Annotated in this window: 13 protein-coding genes; 5 read left to right on the forward strand and 8 right to left on the reverse strand. The window is 70.5% G+C overall.

Translation table 11 applies throughout. The annotated features are described in order from the left end of the window. Positions 1-5: 5 nt before the first annotated feature. The 5 genes from AU194_RS27755 to AU194_RS27775 all read right to left on the reverse strand — a co-directional run bounded on the left by AU194_RS27755 (position 6) and on the right by AU194_RS27775 (position 9,993). Positions 6-1,283 carry a pyridoxal phosphate-dependent aminotransferase gene (locus AU194_RS27755; RefSeq protein ID WP_059092470.1) on the reverse strand — a complete coding sequence of 426 codons (1,278 nt, stop codon included), beginning with the start codon at positions 1,281-1,283 and terminating at the stop codon, positions 6-8. Positions 1,284-1,320: 37 nt separating this feature from the next. Beyond that, complete coding sequence (locus AU194_RS27760; RefSeq protein WP_059092469.1) at positions 1,321-2,310, reverse strand: nucleoside hydrolase; 990 nt, start codon at positions 2,308-2,310, stop codon at positions 1,321-1,323. A 17-nt stretch (positions 2,311-2,327) separates the two neighbouring features. Further along, a complete protein-coding gene (locus tag AU194_RS27765; RefSeq protein WP_059092468.1) occupies positions 2,328-5,516 on the reverse strand; it encodes a (Fe-S)-binding protein in 3,189 nt (1,062 codons plus the stop codon). Positions 5,517-5,652: 136 nt separating this feature from the next. After that, complete coding sequence (iniR, locus tag AU194_RS27770; protein ID WP_059092467.1) at positions 5,653-8,169, reverse strand: isoniazid response ATPase/transcriptional regulator IniR; 2,517 nt, start codon at positions 8,167-8,169, stop codon at positions 5,653-5,655. Between the two features lie 9 nt (positions 8,170-8,178). Beyond that, the gene (locus AU194_RS27775) at positions 8,179-9,993 is read right to left on the reverse strand and encodes an Hsp70 family protein (protein WP_059092482.1); all 1,815 of its coding nucleotides are present in this window, start codon (positions 9,991-9,993) and stop codon (positions 8,179-8,181) included. 188 nt (positions 9,994-10,181) lie between these two features. Here AU194_RS27775 and AU194_RS27780 point away from each other — a divergent pair, with 188 nt between their 5' ends. The 5 genes from AU194_RS27780 to AU194_RS27800 all read left to right on the forward strand — a co-directional run bounded on the left by AU194_RS27780 (position 10,182) and on the right by AU194_RS27800 (position 17,266). Then, entirely contained in the window at positions 10,182-10,694 is a 513-nt protein-coding gene (locus tag AU194_RS27780) for an IniB N-terminal domain-containing protein (RefSeq protein ID WP_059092465.1), read from the forward strand. 270 nt (positions 10,695-10,964) lie between these two features. Then, positions 10,965-12,002 (forward strand): IniB N-terminal domain-containing protein, encoded by a 1,038-nt coding sequence (locus tag AU194_RS27785; protein ID WP_059092464.1) that lies wholly within the window; start codon positions 10,965-10,967, stop codon positions 12,000-12,002. Between the two features lie 92 nt (positions 12,003-12,094). Beyond that, positions 12,095-13,942: an isoniazid-induced dynamin-like GTPase IniA gene (gene iniA / locus AU194_RS27790; RefSeq protein ID WP_059092463.1), complete on the forward strand. Its 1,848-nt coding sequence runs from the start codon at positions 12,095-12,097 to the stop codon at positions 13,940-13,942. A gap of 21 nt (positions 13,943-13,963) precedes the next feature. Continuing rightward, positions 13,964-15,457 carry a dynamin-like GTPase family protein gene (locus AU194_RS27795; protein WP_059092462.1) on the forward strand — a complete coding sequence of 498 codons (1,494 nt, stop codon included), beginning with the start codon at positions 13,964-13,966 and terminating at the stop codon, positions 15,455-15,457. Positions 15,458-15,487: 30 nt separating this feature from the next. Beyond that, positions 15,488-17,266: an Hsp70 family protein gene (locus tag AU194_RS27800; RefSeq protein ID WP_059092461.1), complete on the forward strand. Its 1,779-nt coding sequence runs from the start codon at positions 15,488-15,490 to the stop codon at positions 17,264-17,266. 173 nt (positions 17,267-17,439) lie between these two features. On the opposite strand, the gene AU194_RS27805 is transcribed toward AU194_RS27800, so the two are convergent. From AU194_RS27805 to AU194_RS27815, 3 genes are read right to left on the reverse strand one after another with little or no spacing between them, the layout of a single operon-like run. After that, the gene (locus AU194_RS27805) at positions 17,440-17,970 is read right to left on the reverse strand and encodes a hypothetical protein (protein WP_059092483.1); all 531 of its coding nucleotides are present in this window, start codon (positions 17,968-17,970) and stop codon (positions 17,440-17,442) included. A 27-nt stretch (positions 17,971-17,997) separates the two neighbouring features. Then, entirely contained in the window at positions 17,998-18,465 is a 468-nt protein-coding gene (locus AU194_RS32030; RefSeq protein WP_059092484.1) for a hypothetical protein, read from the reverse strand. 39 nt (positions 18,466-18,504) lie between these two features. Continuing rightward, positions 18,505-19,434, reverse strand: coding sequence for an LLM class F420-dependent oxidoreductase (locus AU194_RS27815; protein WP_059092604.1), 930 nt, complete (start codon positions 19,432-19,434; stop codon positions 18,505-18,507). Positions 19,435-19,443: the final 9 nt, after the last annotated feature.

Genomic DNA, 19,443 nt, shown 5'->3' on the forward strand with positions numbered 1-19,443 from the left:
AGGCCCTACTGCCGGTAGCTCACCAGGAAGTTGCCCAGCCGTTCGATCGCGGCGGACAGGTCACGTGCCCACGGCAGCGTCACGATGCGCAGGTGATCCGGTGTGGGCCAATTGAATCCGGTGCCCTGCACCACCAGGATCTTCTCCTGCAGCAGCAGGTCGAGCACCAGCTGCTCGTCGTCGTGGATGTCGTAGACCTCGGGGTCCAGCCGCGGGAACGCGTACAGCGCCCCGGACGGCTTCACACAGGAGACGCCGGGGATCTCGTTGAGCTTCTCCCACGCCACGTCGCGCTGTTCGAGCAGCCGCCCACCGGGCAGCACGAGATCGTCGATGCTCTGATGGCCGCCGAGCGCGACCTGAATGGCATGTTGCGCAGGCACATTCGGGCACAGCCGCATGTTGGCAAGCAGGCTGATGCCCTCGATGAAACTGCTCGCGTGCTCCTTGGGCCCGGTGATCACCAGCCACCCCGACCGGTACCCGGCAACTCGGTAGGCCTTGGACAACCCGTTGAACGTCAACGTCAGCACGTCGGGGGCCAGCGACGCCAGCGATACGTGCTTGGCGTCGTCGTAGAGGATCTTGTCGTAGATCTCGTCGGCGAGCAGCAACAGCTGGTGCTTGCGCGCGAGGTTCGCGATGCCCTCGAGCGTCTCGCGGCTGTACACCGCGCCGGTCGGATTGTTCGGGTTGATCACGACGATCGCCTTGGTGCGATCGGTGATCTTGGATTCGATGTCGGCGACGTCGGGGTTCCAGCCTTGGGTCTCGTCGCACAGGTAGTGCACCGGGGTGCCGCCGGCCAGCGACGTGCACGCCGTCCACAGCGGGTAGTCCGGGGCGGGGATCAGCACCTGGTCGCCGTTGTCCAGCAGCGCCTGCAGCGTCATCTGGATCAGCTCGGAGACCCCGTTGCCGAGGTAGACGTCGTCGATGTCGAAGCGGGGGAACCCGTCGACGAGTTCGTAACGGGTGAACACGGCCCGGCGGGCGCTGACGATGCCCTTGGAATCGGAGTAGCCCTGCGCGGTCGGCAGCGCGGCGATGATGTCGCGCATGATCACGTCGGGCGCCTCGAAACCGAACGGCGCCGGGTTGCCGATGTTCAGCTTGAGGATGCGGTGCCCCTCGGCCTCCAGCCGCCCCGCGTGCTCGTGCACCGGGCCGCGGATCTCGTAGAGGACGTCCTGCAGTTTCGATGACTGTGTGAAGGTCCGGGGCCGTTGATGGCCCGCGGAATGCCACGTCGCGGGCGTCTGGGGCGTGGTCACGTCATCCATGGTGGCACTGTCGTCCAATCAATTAGTAATCCGGCGGTCAGGCGTAGGTGGCCGCGAGGTTGGTCACGGCGGTCCAGCGGTCGGCGAATTCGCGTGGGCCGAGCACGGTCTCGACGTGCGCGCCGACCGGGCGGAAGTGCTCCGGTTCGAGCAGGGCCAGCACCGTCGACTGGTCCCAGAACATCGTGCGCCCGCCGTACCCCGACTGCTCCCAGGTGTCGATCGCCCACGACGCCGACTCGTTGAGCAGGATCTGCTTGAGCGTGTTCGGCAGGCCGGTCGGGCCGAGGCCCTGCACCATTGCCAGCGTCGGGCCGTAGACGGTGCCCGCACAGCCCGCCCGGTTCGGGGTCGTATCGCAGTCGCCGCGCGGGACGTCGACGAACGTGTGGTCCAGGCCCGGAAGTTGTTCGTGGAACACCTTCTCGCAAGACGGCCGGTCGTAGACGCAGTTGAAGGATTCGCCCGCCTCCAGTTCCGGATCGCCTTCGATCGGACGCCCGGTGATCACGACGCGGCCGGTCTTGGCGCGGATCGCGGGGCCGTAGAACTGGTAGGAGGTGAACCCGCCGATGAGCAGCACGTCCACCCGCGCGCAGTCCGCCGTCGCGGCGATGATCTGCCGGACGAAGTCGTCGGACGGGGGTGTCGGCGGCGGCTCGACCGGCAGGAAGTTGTTCAGCCGGCTCATCAGCCTGCGGAACACCAGCACGTAGTCGCCGAACGTATCGGCGATGTCGCCCTCCGGACGGTTGACGGCGGCGCCCACGACCACCGGGATCGTGCGCTGGCCCGGTTCGGCCACCAGCCGGTTGATCGCCGACGCGCCGATTCCGGGCAGCGTGTAGCCCTCGGTGGTGACGATCGCCGCGACGTGCCGCGCCCCGATGACCGTCGGGATCGACATCAGGTCGTCGATGTCGAGGTCGGTGTCGACGACGACGCACGCGTCGACGGGGTCGGCGCTCGCGACGGGCGCCGACCACCCCAGCAGCGCTATCGCAGCCAGGGTGATCAGACGCCTCACGGTGTGTCGGCCGCGGACTAACGCTTTCCGGGGCGGCGCGCGCCCTTGGCGATCCCCAGACCCTTGACCGGCGGTTCGTCGCCGACGATCCGCGAGTCGCCGTTGTCCGACGACGGTGCGGGCTCGGGCGCCTGCTCCGGCTCGGCGGCGGCCTCCGGCTCGGGCGCGGGTTCGGCCGCGGGAGCCGGTTCGGCCGGCTTGGGCGTCGAGGCCTTCTTCTTGGCGCCGGGGCGGCGGGCGCCTGCGGCGATGCCGAGACCCTTCACCTCGGGTTCGGGCTTGGTCTCGAGACCGCGGTCCGAATCGGCGGTGTCGGCGGGCCGGTTGTCGGTCTCGGTGCCGGCCTCGGCCTGGTCCGGATCGACGTTCGGCGGCTGCACGACGGTGCCCGCGTCCTCGTTCGGCGACGCCTTGGCCGGTGCCTTCTTCTTCGCGCCGGGGCGGCGGGCGCCCGCGGCGAGACCCAGGCCCTTGACCTCGGGCTCCGGCTTGGCCGGCGCCTCGGCGGTCTCGGCGGTGGCTTCCGGCTTGGCCTCAGCGGATGCGGTCGCGGTCTTCTTGGCGCCGGGCCGCTTGGCCCCGGCCGCGATGCCCAGCCCCTTGGCCGCGGGTGCGGCGGGCGCCTCGGTCGTCTCGGCCTTGGCTTCCGGAGCCGCGGCGGCGGTCTTCTTCGCACCCGGACGCTTGGCGCCACCCGCGATGCCGAGCCCCTTGGCCGGAGCCGCGGCAGCGGCCGGCTTGTCCTCGGCAGGCGCGGCGGTCTTCTTCGCGCCCGGCTTCTTCGCGCCGCCGGCGAGGCCAAGACCCGTGACGGGTTTGGCTTCCGTGGCGGTCGAGGCCTTCGCGGCGGGCGCTTCCGGCTCCTCGGCGGGAGCCTTCTCCGGTGCCTTCTCCGGCGCGGGGGCCGCCGCGGCCGCTTTGGCGGCGCGCTCCTCGGCCTCCTTGGCCGCGGTGCCCTTCTCCGGCAGCGTCACCGACGACTTGTCCAGGGAGCCGAGCAGCAGCTGGGCCACGTCGAGGACCTCGGCCTTCTCCACCTCACGGGTGGCGGCCACGTCGTCGACACCGTCGGTGATCATCACGCGGCAGAACGGGCAGCCGGTGGCGATGGTCGAGGCGGTGTCCATGGCCTCTTCGGTGCGCTCGACGTTCACGCGCTTGCCGATGTGCTCTTCCATCCACATCCGCGCACCGCCGGCGCCGCAGCACAGACCGCGGTCGGCGTGCCGGGGCATCTCGGTCAGCTTCGCGCCCGCGGCACCGATCAGCTCACGCGGAGCGGAGTACTCCTTGTTGTGCCGGCCCAGGTAGCAGGGGTCGTGGTAGGTGACATCCTGGCCGCCGCCGACGGGCGAGACCGGGACCAGCTTCTTGTCGCGGACCAGCCGGTTGAGCAGCTGGGTGTGGTGCAGCACGGTGTAGTTGCCGCCGACCTGCGGGTATTCGCGGCTCAGGGTGTTGAAGCAGTGCGGGCAGGTCACCACGACCTTGCGGTCGACGCGCTCGACGCCTTCGAACAGATCGTTGAGCGTCTCGACGTTCTGCGCGGCGAGCTGCTGGAACAGGAATTCGTTACCCGAGCGTCGGGCCGAGTCGCCGTTGCAGGTCTCACCCTCACCGAGCACCAGGTACTTGACGCCCGCGGTCGCGAGCAGTTCGGCGACGGCCTTGGTGGTCTTCTTCGCGCGGTCCTCGTAGGCGCCGGCGCAGCCGACCCAGAATAGGTACTCGAAGCCCTCGAAGGATTCGACGTCCTTGCCGTACACCGGGACGTCGAAGTCGACCTCGTCGATCCAGTTGGTGCGGTCCTTGGCGTTCTGGCCCCAGGGGTTGCCCTTGGTCTCCAGGTTCTTGAACAGCACGCCGAGCTCACCGGGGAACTCGGACTCCATCATCACCTGGTAGCGGCGCATGTCGACGATGTGGTCGATGTGCTCGATGTCCACCGGGCACTGCTCGACGCAGGCGCCGCAGGTGGTGCAGGACCACAGCACGTCGGGGTCGATGACGCCGCCCTGCTCCTCGGTCCCGACGAGCGGGCGGGTCGCCTGTTCGGGGCCCGAACCGAGGATCCGCTCGAACCCGGACTCCGGCACGTGGTCGTGCGCGTGCTTCTCGGAGCTCTTCTCGCCGCGCGCTTCCTCGCCGAGACCACCCTCGGGGGTGTTCTCCAGCGGGGACTCCTTGTCGCCGAGGATGTACGGCGCCTTCGCGAACAGGTGGTCGCGCAGGTTCATGATCACGAGCTTGGGCGACAGCGGCTTACCGGTGTTCCAGGCCGGGCACTGCGACTGACAACGCCCGCACTCGGTGCAGGTGGTCATGTCGAGGTAGCCCTTCCAGGTGAAGTCCTCGATCTTGCCGCGGCCCAGCACGGCGTCCTCGGCGGGATCCTCGAAGTCGATCGGCTCGCCGTTGTACTCCATCGGCAGCAGCGGGCCCAGACCGTTGGGCATCCGCTTGAAGGTGACGTTGATCGGGGCCAGGCCGATGTGCAGGTGCTTGGAGTGCAGCACGATCAGCAGGAAGATCAGCATGACCGCGATGTGCGCGAGCAGCGCGATGGTCTCGACCCACTCGTTGACGTTGTGGCCCAGCGGGCTGAGCACCCAACCCATGAACTGGCTGAAGAACGCGCCGTTGCCGTAGGGCAGGTTGCCGACGTCGGCGGCAGCGCCGCGGACCAGCGCGTAGGTCCAGATGACGTTGAAAATCATGAACAAGATCAGCCAGGCGCCGCCGGTGTGGGAACCGTAGAACCGGGAGTCGCGGCCGTGCTGTTTCGGCTCCTGCATCACGCGGATGATCGCGAACGTGATGATGCCCAGCAGCACCGCGACGGCGAAGAAGTCCTGCAGGAAGCCGAGCACATCCCACGTGCCGATGATCGGGATGTGGAAGTCGTGGTCGAACAGCAGGCCGTAGGCCTCCAGGTAGACCGACGCCAGGATGAAGAAGCCCCACATCGTGAAGAAGTGGGCGATACCGGGGATCGACCACCGCAGCAGGCGGGTCTGTCCGAAGACCTCTTCGAACTGCGTCGTGATGCGCTTGCTGAGGTTGTCCTTGCGGTTGTTGGCCTCGCTGGTGGGCGCGCCCGACCGGATCAGCTTCGTCAGCCACAGCACGCGTTTTGCGGCGAGCGCTATCACGATCGCGGTCATCAGCAATCCGACGACGAGTCGGATCAGGATCTGGGTGTCCACGCGCGGCCTCCCGGTATGAAGTTACTCGGCAGTAACTTAGACGAAGTTACCCGTGGGTAACTTAGGCTCGATCCTGCTCATAGTGACATCACCCGTATGCGGGCCGCTACGAAGGCTGCCCTAACCCGCCGTTCGGTCAGCCGGGCGGGGCGAGGATTGCCCGCAACATCGACAGCATCTCCGACCGCGATTCCGCGCCCAACCGGCGCCGGATCCGGGCCACGTGATGCTCGACGGTCTTAGCTGAGATGAACAACTGGGCGCCGATGTCGCGGTAGGGCATGCCTAGCAGCAGGAGTTCGGCGACCTCGCGCTCGCGCTCCGAGAGCTGTGCCGAGGCCGGCCGGGCGGGTGCCGCGGCGGGTGCGGGCGCCGCCGGGCTCGAGGCGGCCGGCCTGGCCGGGGCGTCGGTCCCGGCGACCGCCTGTTTGAGGTCGCGGGCCAGTTGCAGCATCGCCTGCGACACCCGGCCGTCGGAGGTCTGCAGCGCCGCCTGCCCGGCCAGCCGCGTCGCGTCCCAGGTGTGGCCGAACTGTGCGAGCCCGCGCGCCGCGGCGGTCACCTCATCGACGTCGACCTGGTTGGCCAGTACCCGCAACCAGGTGCGGCCCGCCGTGGCCAGGGCTTTCGCGAAACCACTCTGGGCGTGCTCGTCGCGGCTCGCCGCGGTCAGCGCCTGCCCGTGCGGGGCGACCGCCTCGGGTGCGTTGGCCAGGATCCCGGCGTGCACACCCGCCCAGTGCAGCGGCACCGACCACAGCGGCGGATCGCCGAGCGCACTCAACAGGGCGAACGCCTCGTCGAGGGTGTGCCGCAGCCGGTCCACCTGCCGCATCCGGGCGGCCGCCACCCACAACTCACCCAGCGGCAACAGGGCGAACAGGTCGACGGAGTATTCGGCCAGCACCTCCATCGCGGCGTACCAGTGCAGCTGCATGGCGCCGCTGTCACCGCTGCGCCGGGCGATCGCGGTTTGCAGCGCCGCCGCCCACAGTGCATCCCGCCGGTGCAGGTCGGCCTCGGCTCGCGGGACGGCCGCCGCGGCGGACTGCAGTTGGCCGTCCTGCATCTGCGTCCAGCCGAGCAGCAACCGGTGCCGGTACGTGACGAAGATCGCATCCGCCGAGGCGTCGTCAGCGGCGCCCCGGACGGCACGGCCGATCACGCTGCGGGCCCGCACCGGGTCGCCGCCGTGCAGCGCCACCAGCGTCACCAACGCGGCCGGGGTGTCCGGGGTGACGAGGTGGCCGCCGGGTTCGGCGCCCAGCGACTGGCCCAGCCGCGCGACCGCGACGGGGTAGGGCTGATCGAGGGTGAGGACGAGGCCGTCGGCGAGGCTGCGGGCGGCCCGCGCGAGTGACGTCGGCGGTCCGGCGGACTGCGTCCGCGACAACTCCCTGGCGGTGGCGCCGTCGCCGGCGGCCAGTGCGGCCGCCGTGCCTGCCGCGCTCAGCAGCGCATCCGACGACGGACCCAGCCACCGGAACAGGTCGAGGGCCTGCGTGGCGGCGCCGTCGTGCATGGCGATACTCGCCGAGATCCGCACCGCGGCGGCGCGTTCGTCGACGTCTTCGGCGGTGAGCAGTTCGTCGGCGATCCGCCCGGCGGTCGCGCAGTCCCCGGTCAGGGCGAGCGCGTCGGCGAGTTGCGCGCTCAGCGCGGTGGCGCCGGCGTCGGCGGCTGCCCGGTACAGCCGCGCCGCCCGCACCGGGGCGCCCGCCCGCGTCGCCAGGTCCGCCAGCGCCGTGGCGAGCTTCTCGTCCCGCAGCCCGTGTTCGGCCATGCGCAGCGCGAGATCGGCTGTCAGCGTGGACATCTCGAGCTGCGAACACAGCAGCGCGACCTCGATCTCGTGATGACGGGCCGCGCCGACGATCTGCGCGATCGCGTCGTGCACCGTGCGCTGGAAGCCGGGGTGGAACGACGGTTCCAGCAACCCGCTGGCCCTGGCCCGGTCGACCACTGCAAGCGCCGCGTCCGACGGGATGCGCAGCGCCGCGGCGACGTCGTCGGGTCCCAGATCCGGGCTCAGTGACGCGACCAGCAGCGTGTCGAGCAGCGGTTCGTCGAGGCGGCGCAACTGTTCGACGAGCGCGATGCGGGTGGCCTGGCGCACCGCGGCGGCACTTTCAGCGACCGAGGCCACCGCCGCCAGCGCGGGACGCACCAGGAACGGCAGACCCGCGGTGACCGTCGCCAGCATCCGCACCAGCTCGGGCGCCGGGGCGGCGCCCAGAGCGGCCGCGGCCGCCCGCCCCACTTCCACCGGCGACGCGGATCCCAGTGTGACAGCGGGGTTTTCGCGTTCCAGCGCAGTGACGAGGGTGCGCAGCGGCGGGTGATGGGCCAGCGGTTGGGCCGCGATGACGACCGTCGCGGCCGAATCTGCGACGAGTTCGGTGAGCCGCTCGAGGTCATCGGTGTCGAGCAGGTGGGCGTCGTCGATCACCACCGCCGCATCGGCGGGGTCGTCGGCGCGGCGGGGCCGCGACAGCACCGCCCGCCCGGCCGAGCGCAGCGCCATCCGCACCGCGGCGAGCACCGTGGACTTACCGGTTCCGATCCCGCCCACGACCACCAGCTTCGTCGGCGTCCCGGGATCGGCTTCGATCGCCGCGACGGCCTCACGCGCGGCGGTCGGGAGCTCCGTCATCGACTGCGGTCAGGCGCCGTCGTCGGGGACCGGGACGACCGTGGTCGGCGGCTCGGGCGGATCCGGGGGATCGACCGTCGTCGGGGGCGGCTGCGTCGTCGTCGGCGGCGGTTGGGTGGTGGTCGGCGGCGGGGTCGTCGTCGGCCGGGTGGTGGTCGTCGTCGGCTGCGTCGTGGTGGTCGTGGTCGTCGTGGTGGTGGTCGTCGTTGTCGGCGACGTCGTCGTCGTGGTGGTGGACGTCGTCGGTGCGGGCGGCGGAGGCGGCGGTGGGGGCTGACTCACCGTCGTGGTCGCCACGCCGTCGGGGCCGACCGTCACCGTGGTGACCGGCGGCGGCAACTCCTGCGGCGACGGTTCCATCGACACCGTGGTCGCGGTCTCGGTCACCGGTGTCGAATCGCCCTCGTTGCCGGTCAGTGTGACCGCCAACCCGCCGACAGCCAGCAGTGCGGCCGCGGCCGCGGCGCCGAACAGCACGGGCGGCCGCTTGTACCAGGGCAGCGGCGCGGGTTCCTCGTACGCGGCGCCGTAGCCGGTGTCGTCCTGGGCGAATGCCACCGGTGGCCTAGCCCCGGTCGCCGACGGGTCGTAGTCCGGACCGGCGTAGGCGACCGGTTCCCCGGCGGCCGCATCGTCCTGCGACCACGCCAGCGCCCGGAAGGTCGCCGAGGACGCACCGTCGGCGGCGGCGTCACCGGCCGCCAGACCGGCCGCGCCTGCGGCCCACGCGGCGGGTGCCATCCCGGTGGGGGCATCGGCCGCGGCCGCCATGCCGGTCGGGGCGTCGGCGTCGGCGCTCTGGTTGGCCACCAGCGCCGCACCCGCGGCGACGTTGAGCTGCGGTTCCGGGGTGGTGACCACCGGGGCGCGCAGCCGCTCGGAGAGCCGCTGGGTGACCAGCGGGATCGCCGCGCCACCGCCGACGGTCGCCACGGCGGCCACGTTGGCCGGTGCGATCTGGTTGCGCTGCAACGTGTCTTCGATCGCGCCGAGCAGCCCGTCGAGCGGTGCGGCGATCAACTGCTCGAGCTCGGGCCGGGTCACCCGGATGTCGGAGGCGACGCCCGGCAGTTCGACCGGGACCGCGGTGGCGGTGTCGGCGGACAGCCGTTCCTTGGCCAGCCGGCACTGGTCCCGCAGCCGGGCCAGCGAGCCGACGGCGGCGGTGCCCGCCGGGTCTCCCGACCCGGCATCGGCCATGCCGACCAGGACATGGTTCAGCAGCGCCTGGTCGACCGCATCGCCGGAGAACTCCGCATACCGCACGGTCTGACCGATGGCGTCGAGGTTGGCGTTCGCATCGGCCAACGAGATGCTGGTGCCGCTGCCGCCGAGGTCGACCAGCACGATCACGCCCTGGCCGGGCAGGCCCGGGGCGGCCTGCAGTGCCGCCAGCGCGGCAGTCGAATCGGGGATCAGTGCGGCGGGGACACCGTGCGGCGCCAGGTTCGGCCGTGACCGCAGGGCGCCGCGCAGGGCGCCGACGGTGCCCGGACCCCAGTGGGCGGGGACGGCGATCGCGATCGGTGAGCCGCCGTCGACCGTGCGGGCCATCGCGTCGAGCGCCTCGGCGAGCACCAGTTCACCGCGGTGCGCCGAACCGTCGGCCGCGACCAGCGGCACGGGGTCGCCCACCCGGTCGACGAAGCTGGTCAGCACCAGGCCCTGCCTGTCGGGATTCGCCGACCATTCGCTGGGCACGCCGACCTCGGCGGGCCGGTCGGGGAAGAGGGTGAGGATGGCCCGTCGGATCACCGGCGCGCGGCCGACGCGGGCCGCCACCAGATTCGTCTGGCCGATCGACAACCCCAGGGGTTCGGTCATGCGGTCACGATAGCGGTTGACACCCTGCAGCCTCGGGATATCCCCCTAGTGTCGCCGACCCCCTAACGGCCGATCCCCTAACGACGGGCGGCCGGCAGTGGGGTCAGCACCGATCCGGGGCGTATGCGGCGTCGATAGCATCGACAGCGTCACATCCGTCATGGGATCAGTTGGGGATAAGGTGCTCGATGGCTAACTCGCTACTCGACTTCGTCATGTCGCTGGTGCGGGATCCCGACGCCGCGACCCGGTACGCCGCCGATCCGGCGGGCGCGCTCGCCGACGCCGGGCTGACCGGCGTGACCAGTGTGGACGTCGACAACCTGATCCCGGTGGTGGCGGAGTCGATGCCGATGACCGCTCCGTCGCCTGGACTGGACGCCTTCGGTGCCGAACCGGCGAGCAATGTGTGGTCCAGTGGTGCGGCCACCGCCGCATTCGACGCGTTCGACGATCTCGCACCCGCGTCACCGGTCATCGACGCCGGTCCGACCGTCATCGACACCGTCGGTGTCGACGCCTCGACCGTGGATGTGCTCACCGCACCGGAACCGCTCGTCGACACGGCATCGACGCAGTTCACGGACTCGGCCATCGATACGGTGGCCCCGGCGGACCCCGGACTCGACGACGTCTGGGGCGCGGCCGTCGACGACGCCCAGCCCGCCGACCACACCCCCGGGTTCGACATCTTCGACTGACCCGTCACAACACGCCGAAAGCCCGCGCGGATCGCGATCCGCGCGGGCTTTTTCGTGTCTGAACTGCGATTTCGCCGTTGTTCCCCCGATGCCCCCGGCAACCCCCTAATCCCCTAATGGGGAGTGCTCTTCACCCCCTACGGGAAGCGGCCAGGCAGGGGTGGCAACCCCGTTTGCCGGGTCTTCCGAACTCCATAACGTGGTCTCCAGATCGCCGGGGTGCCGGCGAGACAACCTCCCCGGAACTCGGGAAGACAGAAAGGCAGTCACATGACCACGATCATCGACTTCATCCTCGACCTGTTCCGCAACCCGGGCACGGCGGCGAGCTTCGTCGTCGATCCGGACGGCGCACTGCGCGACGCCGGCCTGCCGAACGTGACCGCCGCACAGCTGGCCTCCGTGGCCGCCACCGCGGCACCGGCCGGTTACGCCCTCGGCGGCGGCGACCCGATCGTCGGCCTGCAGCGCGCGGTCGCCGACCACCACCAGCTGGCGTCGAACTTCGCCTCGCCGTTCTCGCCGCAGACCTCTTTCGCGCCGACCACCGAGCTCGCCAGCCGCAATGACACCGACCTGCTCAGCGGCAACAACGTCCCGGTCGCCAGCCCCATCCAGGACGCCGGCGCCAACGCCCAGAACGGTGCGTTCAACCTGGGCTTCGGTGACATCACCCTCGGCGACAAGACCACGCAGACCGCCACCGACGGCGGTGTGGTGGTCGGCCGCGACAACGACGGCGACATCGTCAGCGGTGACGGCGCGGTGCTCGGCGACGGCAACACCATGAACAACGGCGACATCCTCGCCGGCTCCGGGTCCAACGTCGTCGTCGGCAAGGGCAACGAGGTCGAGGACAACTCGAAGACCGCCGGTGGCGACCTGATCACCGACAACGACGCACCCGTCCTCAACGACGTCGACACCAGCGGCGGCAACGGCGGCGGCGCCGACGGTGGCGGCAGCCTGATCGGGATCGGCGGCGGCAACGCGGTCGGCGGCTCCGGCGGCAACGGTGGCGGCATCGTCATCACCGACACCGACGTCAACACCGGAACCCAGATCGACGGGGACTACGGCAGCGACAACGTCGAGGACAACTCGGTCAGCAGCGTCGTCGAGACCGAGGTCAACACCTCGACCGAGAGCTCCATCGAGGACCACTCGTCGAACTACGAGTCGAGCATCGGTTCGGGCAACCAGTCCGCGATCGGTTCGGGCAACGACACGAACCTGTTCTCGGGCAACGACACCGGTGTCAGCACCGATGTCGCGTCGAACAACGACGCCGGTCTGGACGTGTTCTGACCGACAACCGCATAGCGCAGCCGGCGGGGACCGACCTGGTCCCCGCCGGTTGGCGCGCATACCGTTGACAGGTCGACGGGAGAGAAGGCGTCATGACGCAAGCGAACGACCCGCGCAAGGTGATCAAGGAGCTCCTCGAGCACACCACCACGATCGCCGAGGCGCACGACCGCGGCGACCTCGTCGCCCGGCTCGGGCGCGCCCGCAAGCGCATCGGCGATCCGCAGATCCGGGTCGTCATCGCCGGACAGCTCAAACAGGGCAAGAGCATGCTGCTGAACTCGCTGCTCAACATGCCGGTGGCGCGGGTCGGTGACGACGAGTCGACCGTGCTGGCCACCGTCGTCTCCTACGGCGAGCAGCCGGCGGCCCGGCTGGTGGTGGCCCGCCCCGAGGGGGAGGAACCCGAACTCGTCGAGATCCCGACCACCGATCTGGGCACGGATCTGCGCCGCGCTCCGCAGGCCGAGGGCCGCGAGGTGCTCCGCGTGGAGGTCACGGTGCCCAGCCCGCTGCTCAAGGGCGGTCTCGCGTTCGTCGACACCCCCGGCGTCGGCGGCCACGGACAACCTCACCTGTCGGCGACGCTGGGCCTGCTGCCCGACGCCCAGGCGATGCTGATGGTCAGCGACACCAGCCAGGAGTTCACCGAGCCCGAGATGACGTTCATCCGGCAGGCCCTGGAGATCTGCCCGGTCGCCGCGATCGTCGCCACCAAGACCGACCTGTACCCGCACTGGCGCCAGGTGGCCGATGCCAACCGCGCCCACCTCCAGCGCGCCGGGCTGACCACCCCGATGCTCCCGGTGTCGTCGACGCTGCGCAGCCACGCCGTCCAGCTCAACGACAAGGAGCTCAACGAGGAGTCGAACTTTCCCGCGATCGTGAAGTTCCTGTCCGAGCAGGTGCTCTCGCAGAACAACGACCGGGTGCGCACCCAGGTGGCCAACGAGATCCGCGCCGCCGCAGAACATCTCACGATGACGGTGCAGTCCGAACTCTCCGCGCTCAACGACCCGCAGGCCGGCGGCAGCCTGACCGCCGACCTCGAGCGGCGCAAGAAGGAGGCGGAGGAGGCGCTGCAGCACACCGCGCTGTGGCAGCAGGTGCTCAACGACGGGATCGCCGACCTCACCGCCGACGTGGATCACGATCTGCGCCAACGCTTCCGCAACATCACCCACCACACCGAACGGGTCATCGACTCCGGTGACCCGACCCTGCACTGGGCCGAGATCGGCGCCGAACTCGAAGACGCCGTCGCCACCGCCGTCGGCGACAACTTCGTCTGGGCCTACCAGCGGGCCGAGGCGCTCGCCGCCGAGGTGGCCCGCACATTCATGGAGGCCGGTCTCGACGCGGTGCGGATGCCCGCCATCGACGCCCGCGAACTGGGCGCCGAGTTCGGTGAGTTCCGCTCGCTGGCTCAGTTGGAGGCCAAACCCCTCAAGATGGGCCACAAGATCGTCACCGGGATGCGCGGCTCTTATGGCGGCGTGCTGATGTTCGGGATGCTGACCTCGTTCGCCGGGCTCGGCATGTTCAACCCCCTGTCTCTCGGCGCCGGCTTCGTTCTCGGCCGCAAGGCCTACAAGGAGGACATGGAGAACCGGATGCTGCGGGTGCGCAACGAGGCCAAGACCAACGTGCGCCGGTTCGTCGACGACGTCGCGTTCGTCGTCGGCAAGGAATCCCGCGACCGGCTCAAGGGCATCCAGCGCCAGCTGCGCGACCACTACCGCGAGATCGCCAACCAGACGACCCGCTCGCTGAACGAGTCGCTGCAGGCCACCATCGCCGCGGCAAAACTCGAGGAGTCCGAGCGCAATGCCCGCGTCAAGGAACTCGAACGGCAACTCAACATCCTGCGCCAGGTAATCGCACATGCGGACAAGCTCGCCGCCCCGGTCTCTAAGCTCGAGGGGTCAGCAGTCGGGTAACGGGAACGGACTGGGCAAACCCTGAGCACAAGCGATCAAGTACGCGCGATCCTGGGCGGCACCATCGCCGCCTACCGCGCCGACCCGGCATACCGTCAGCGCCCCGAGATCCACCAGGAACTCGAGCGCATCGGCGCGCGGCTCAACCAGCCGATCCGCATCGCGCTGGCCGGAACGCTGAAGGCCGGGAAGTCCACGCTGGTCAACGCGCTGGTAGGCGAGGAGATCGCCCCCACCGACGCGACCGAGGCCACCCGCATCGTCACGTGGTTCCGGCACGGCCCCACCCCCAAGGTGACCGCCAACCACCGCGGCGGCCGGCGGACCAACGTGCCGATCGCCCGCGACCGCGGCCTGACGTTCGACCTCGCGCGGCTCGACCCTGACGAGGTGCTCGACCTCGAGGTCGAGTGGCCCGCCGCCGAACTGATCGACGCCACGATCATCGACACCCCGGGCACGTCCTCGATCAACCGCGACGTCTCGGCCCGCACGGTGCGGCTGCTGGTCCCCGACGACGGGGTGCCGCGCGTCGACGCGGTGGTGTTTCTGCTGCGCACGCTCAACGCCGCCGACATCGCGCTGCTCAAGCAGATCGGCGAACTGGTCGGCGGGTCGTCGGGGGCGCTCGGCGTGATCGGCGTGGCCTCGCGCGCCGACGAGATCGGCGCCGGACGCATCGACGCGATGCTGTCGGCCAAGGACGTCGCGCAGCGGTTCACCACCGAGATGGACCGCACCGGCATCTGTCAGGCCGTCGTCCCGGTGTCCGGGCTGCTGGCGCTGACCGCGCGCACGCTGCGGCAGAGCGAGTTCGTCGCGCTGGAGAAGCTTTCGGGCGTGGAGCCGACGGAACTGGCCAAGGCGATGCTGTCGGTGGACCGGTTCGTCCGCGAAGACAGCCCGCTACCTGTCGACGCGGCCACCCGCGCCGCACTGCTGGACCGGTTCGGGATGTTCGGGATCCGCATCTCGATCGCCGTGCTGCGGGCGGGGGTGTCGGATTCGGTGGCGCTGGCCGACGAACTACTCGAACGCAGCGGTCTGGTCGCGTTGCGCGACGTGATCGATCAGCAGTTCGCGCAGCGTTCGGACCTGCTCAAGGCGCATACGGCGCTGCTGTCGCTGCGGCAGTTCGTGCAGCTCAATCCGATCTACGCGACGCCGTACATCATCGCCGACATCGACCCGCTGCTCGCCGACACCCACGCGTTCGAAGAGCTCCGCCTGCTGAGTCAATTGCGTTCGCGGTCAACGACATTGACCGACGACGAGATGGCCTCGCTGCGACGGCTGATCGGCGGGTCCGGCACCGACGCGGCCAGCAGGCTCGGCCTGCAACCCGAGGACCCCTACGACGGTCCGCGCGCGGCGTTCGCGGCGGCGCAGCGGTGGCGCCGCCGCGCCGAACATCCGCTCAACGATCCGTTCACCGCCAGGGCCTGCCGGGCGGCGGTGCGCAGCGCCGAAGCGCTGGTCGCGGCGTATGCGGCGGCTGGGCGCGGACCCGCTTAACGTTTCCGCGCTCCGCGGCGACATACAGGTATGCGCACGTCTCTCGGCATCTCTTTGGGCGCCGCCAACCTGGTGGCCGTCGCCGACGGTCGCCCGACCATCCGCCCCGCCCAGATCACGGTCGGCGGATCCACGCTCTCGGGTTTCGTCGACCGCGTCGGCGACCCGGTCCCGCTGGTCGCCGCCGACGGCTCGGCCCACGACGGCGGTCGGTTGGTGGGCGCCGCGATCGAGGCGATCACCCGCAGCGTCCACCCGACGCGGCGGCCCGATGTGGCCGCGGTCGCGGTACCGGCGCACTGGTCGCCTTCGGCGGTGGCCGCGTTGCGTGCGGTGGCCCCGTATCTGACCGTCGTCTCGGACGCGGTCGCCGCGCTCACGGCGCTGCAGACGAATCCCGGGCTGCCCGCCCGCGGTGTGGTCGCCCTGTGTGACATCGGCGCGACCGGCACCAGCATCACCCTGGCCGACGCCGGTGACGGCTTCCGCGTCATCGGGTCGACGATCCGCTACGACGACTTCTCCGGAGACCTCGTCGACCAGGCGGTGCTGCGCCACGTGCTGGCCGGTCGCGAGGTGGACCCGAACGCGACGTCGGCGGTGGCGTCGTTGTCGGCGCTGCGGGTCGAGGCCCGGGCGGCCAAGGAACGATTGTCGGCGCAGACCGCGACGGCGGTCGCCGGAAGCCGGGTGACCCGACCCGAACTCGAGGCACTGTTGGCGGCACCGGTGACCGGTCTGGTCGACGCGGTGTTCGAGGTGATGCACAGCAACGGGGTGGGCCAGCTCGCCGCCGTTGCCACGGTGGGTGGCGGCGCGCAAATACCGTTCATCACGCAACGTCTTTCGGAGGCGTTCCGGCTGCCGGTGATCACCGGTCCGTATGCGCAGGTCGCGGCGGCGGCGGGTGCGGAACTGGTCGCGGTGCGCGGGGTTTCACGTGAAGCGGTGACGACGGTCGTGGCGACTTTCGACTCGGCGGAGACGATGGCGGCGCCGGCACTGGCGTGGTCGGAGGAGACCGTGGACTTCGACGCGGCGACCGAGTCCGTGCAGCCGGTGCAGGACGCCGCGATGGCGCGGCCCGGTTTCGCGTTCGAGCCGACGCCCTTACCGGTGGAGGACACGCCGTGGTACCGCAGGCCGGCGGGGCTGCTCGTCGGGGCCGCGTGTGTGGCGGCGTTCGCGGCGACCGGAGTGATCCTGACGTCGCACATCGGCGATGCGGATGCGGTGCGGACGGATTCGTCGGTGATCTCCGCGCCGGTGGCGGAGCGGCCGATGGAGGTCGAGGCGCCGCAGGCTCCCGCGGTCGCGCCGCCTGCTCCGGCGGCGGTGACTCGGACGGTGGATGCCGCGCCTCGGCCGCCGATTGCTCAACAGCCGAGGGTGGGGGACCGGGTGGCGAAGCAGGCTGCCCCTGCGCCGGCTCCTGTTGCACCTGCACCTGCACCTGCGGCTCCGGTTCCCGCGCCTGCGCCGGCTCCTGCGGCCCCGGCTCCCGCTCCGGCTCCGGCGTTCAACCTCCCGCGAATCCCGTTGCCGGAGGTCACGTTCGCTCCGCGGCCGCCTGCGTCGACTCCTGCACCTCAGCCGTCGCCCGAACCCGAGCCCGAACCCGAACCCGAACCGCAGCCTGAGCCGACGGTCGCGCCGGAGCCGACGGCTGCCCCTGAGCCGACGGCTGCGCCGGAGCCGACAGCCGCGCCTGAACCGACCGCCGCGCCCGAGCCGGAACCGTCGCCCGAGCCCGAACCGTCGGCCGAGCCGCAACCGGAATGCGTGCCGGACGCGTCGACCGTCTGCTGACCGCGCCGAGTGTGCGGATCGATACGCCTAGCTCGGCGCGTCGCGGATGAAATCGCACAGTCGAATTAGGCGAGGCGGATCGACCGTCTGCTGACCGCGTCGAGATCGATACGCCTGGCCCGGCGCGCCGCGTATGAAACCGCACACTCGAACCAGGCGGCCAAGAACGACGGTCAGCCGCCGGGCGGGACCAGTGTCGGCACCGTGATCGTCACCGTGCTGGTGCTCGTCTCCACCGTCGTCGGCGTGGTCGGCGCAGTGGTCGTGGTCGTCTCAGCGGTCGTGGTGGTGGTGGTCGTCGTCTCGCTCGTCGGCGGAGTGGTCTCCTCCGGAGTCGTGGTCTCCGGCGCCACCGACGTCTCTGCCGGTGATTCGGTCACCGTCTGCGGCGGCACCACCGCAGGCGCCTCGGACGTCGTCGTGGTCGTGGTCGTGGTCGTGGTCTCCGACGTCGAGGACGAGTCGTCCCCGGACGCCAACTGCACGATCAGCCAGATGATCAACGCCAGCAGCAGCGCGGCCAGCGCACCGAGACCGACGAGTGCGCCCGGTTTGCGGTACCACGGCTGCGGCGGCTCCTCGGGCGGGTACTGGGGATAGGCCCCGGAGTAGTCGCCGTACTGGGTGGGCTCGGCGCTGTAGGCGTTCGAGTACTGGGTCGGCTCGTTGTCCGAATAATTCGGATCTTCAGGAGGTCGCGCCACGGGCTCCGATAGTAGGCGTCGTTTGCCCTACGGACGCGGGTAAAGCGTGCGTGTCTCGTTGAGTCGTGGCCGGTTGCGCGTCGTCGTTCGCGGTGCCGACTCCTCCGAGGTCTCCTCCTGCTGGGTGGTCGAGCGGCCCCTCGGGGTGCTGCTCTCGGACGACGACTCCGAGGGTGGCGGCGGAGGCGGCGCAAGCTCCGGCGGCAGGTCCAGATCGGTGGTCAGCGGCGGGCTGATCCGCGTGGTCGTCGTCGACGTGGACGACGCCGAGGTCGACCGCGACGTCATCGACGAGAACGTCGGGTCGACGAAGTCCGGCGGCGCATCCGGGGCCTGGCCGGAATCCCGCGACACGAACATCACCCCGGCCACGATCAGCGCGATCGCCGCCACTCCGGCCAGGCTGGCGCCGAGTACCTTCGCCGTCGACTGGTGCCAAGGCGTCGGCGCATCCGCCTCTCGGTCGGATGGCTCGTCGTCGTCGGGGGCGCTCACGGGCACCGATCCTAACGGTGACCAGGCATGCCGTGCCGGTCAGCGCAGCTGCGGCAGCACCTGTCCGGCGACCAGCGCCAGGTGGTCGAGGTCGCTCATGTCGAGCAGCTGCAGGTACACCCGCTCGACCCCGGCCTCGACGAATGGGCCCAGCTTGTCGACGATCTCCGCCGGCGTCCCCACCATCGGCGAGTTGCTGCGCAGCTCGTCGACCTCTCGGCCGATCGCATTGGCGCGGCGGGCGATCTCGTTGTCGTCGGCGCCCGCGCACAGCACGAACGCCGCCGAGTACACCATCGAATCCGGTTCGCGCCCGGCGTCGGCGACCGCGGCCCGCACCCGCTCGAACTGGGTCTGCAGGGTCTCCAGCGGCACGAACGGCACGTTGAACTCGCCGGCGTACTTCGCCGCCAGCGCCGGAGTACGTTTGGCGCCCTGACCGCCGATGATCACCGGCGGCACCGCCTGCACCGGTTTGGGCAGCGCGGGGGAATCGACGACGGTGTAGTGGGTGCCGCTGTAGTCGAACGTCTCGCCGACGGGGGTGGACCACATGCCGGTGAGGATGTCGAGCTGTTCGGTGAGCCGGTCGAAGCGTTCACCCAGCGGCGGGAACGGAATCGCGTACGCCTTGTGTTCGGCCTCGAACCAGCCTGCGCCCAAACCCAATTCGACGCGCCCGCCGCTCATCTCGTCGACCTGGGCGACCGAGATCGCCAACGGGCCGGGATAACGGAAGGTGGCCGAGGTGACCATGGTGCCCAGCCGGATCGACGAGGTCTCGCGGGCGATGCCCGCCAGCGTCACCCAGGAGTCGGTCGGGCCGGGCAGCCCGTCGCCGCTCATCGCCAGATAGTGGTCGGAGCGGAAGAACGCGGAGTAGCCCAGTTGTTCGGCGGCGCGCGCCACGGCGAGTTGGTCGGCGTAACGGGCGCCCTGCTGCGGTTCGACGAAGACACGGAAATCCACGGCGGCCAA

Origin of the sequence: Mycobacterium sp. GA-2829 (genome assembly GCF_001499965.1) — a bacterium.
Classification (GTDB): domain Bacteria; phylum Actinomycetota; class Actinomycetes; order Mycobacteriales; family Mycobacteriaceae; genus Mycobacterium.

Bases quoted from the DNA above. Each gene is read 5' to 3' on its own strand.
- iniR (WP_059092467.1), bottom strand. From the start codon at position 8,169: ATGACGGAGCTCCCGACCGCCGCGCGTGAGGCCGTCGCGGCGATCGAA.
- AU194_RS27780 (WP_059092465.1), top strand. From the start codon at position 10,182: ATGGCTAACTCGCTACTCGACTTCGTCATGTCGCTGGTGCGGGATCCC.
- AU194_RS27775 (WP_059092482.1), bottom strand. From the start codon at position 9,993: ATGACCGAACCCCTGGGGTTGTCGATCGGCCAGACGAATCTGGTGGCG.
- AU194_RS27800 (WP_059092461.1), top strand. From the start codon at position 15,488: ATGCGCACGTCTCTCGGCATCTCTTTGGGCGCCGCCAACCTGGTGGCC.
- iniA (WP_059092463.1), top strand. From the start codon at position 12,095: ATGACGCAAGCGAACGACCCGCGCAAGGTGATCAAGGAGCTCCTCGAG.
- AU194_RS27755 (WP_059092470.1), bottom strand. From the start codon at position 1,283: ATGGATGACGTGACCACGCCCCAGACGCCCGCGACGTGGCATTCCGCG.
- AU194_RS27785 (WP_059092464.1), top strand. From the start codon at position 10,965: ATGACCACGATCATCGACTTCATCCTCGACCTGTTCCGCAACCCGGGC.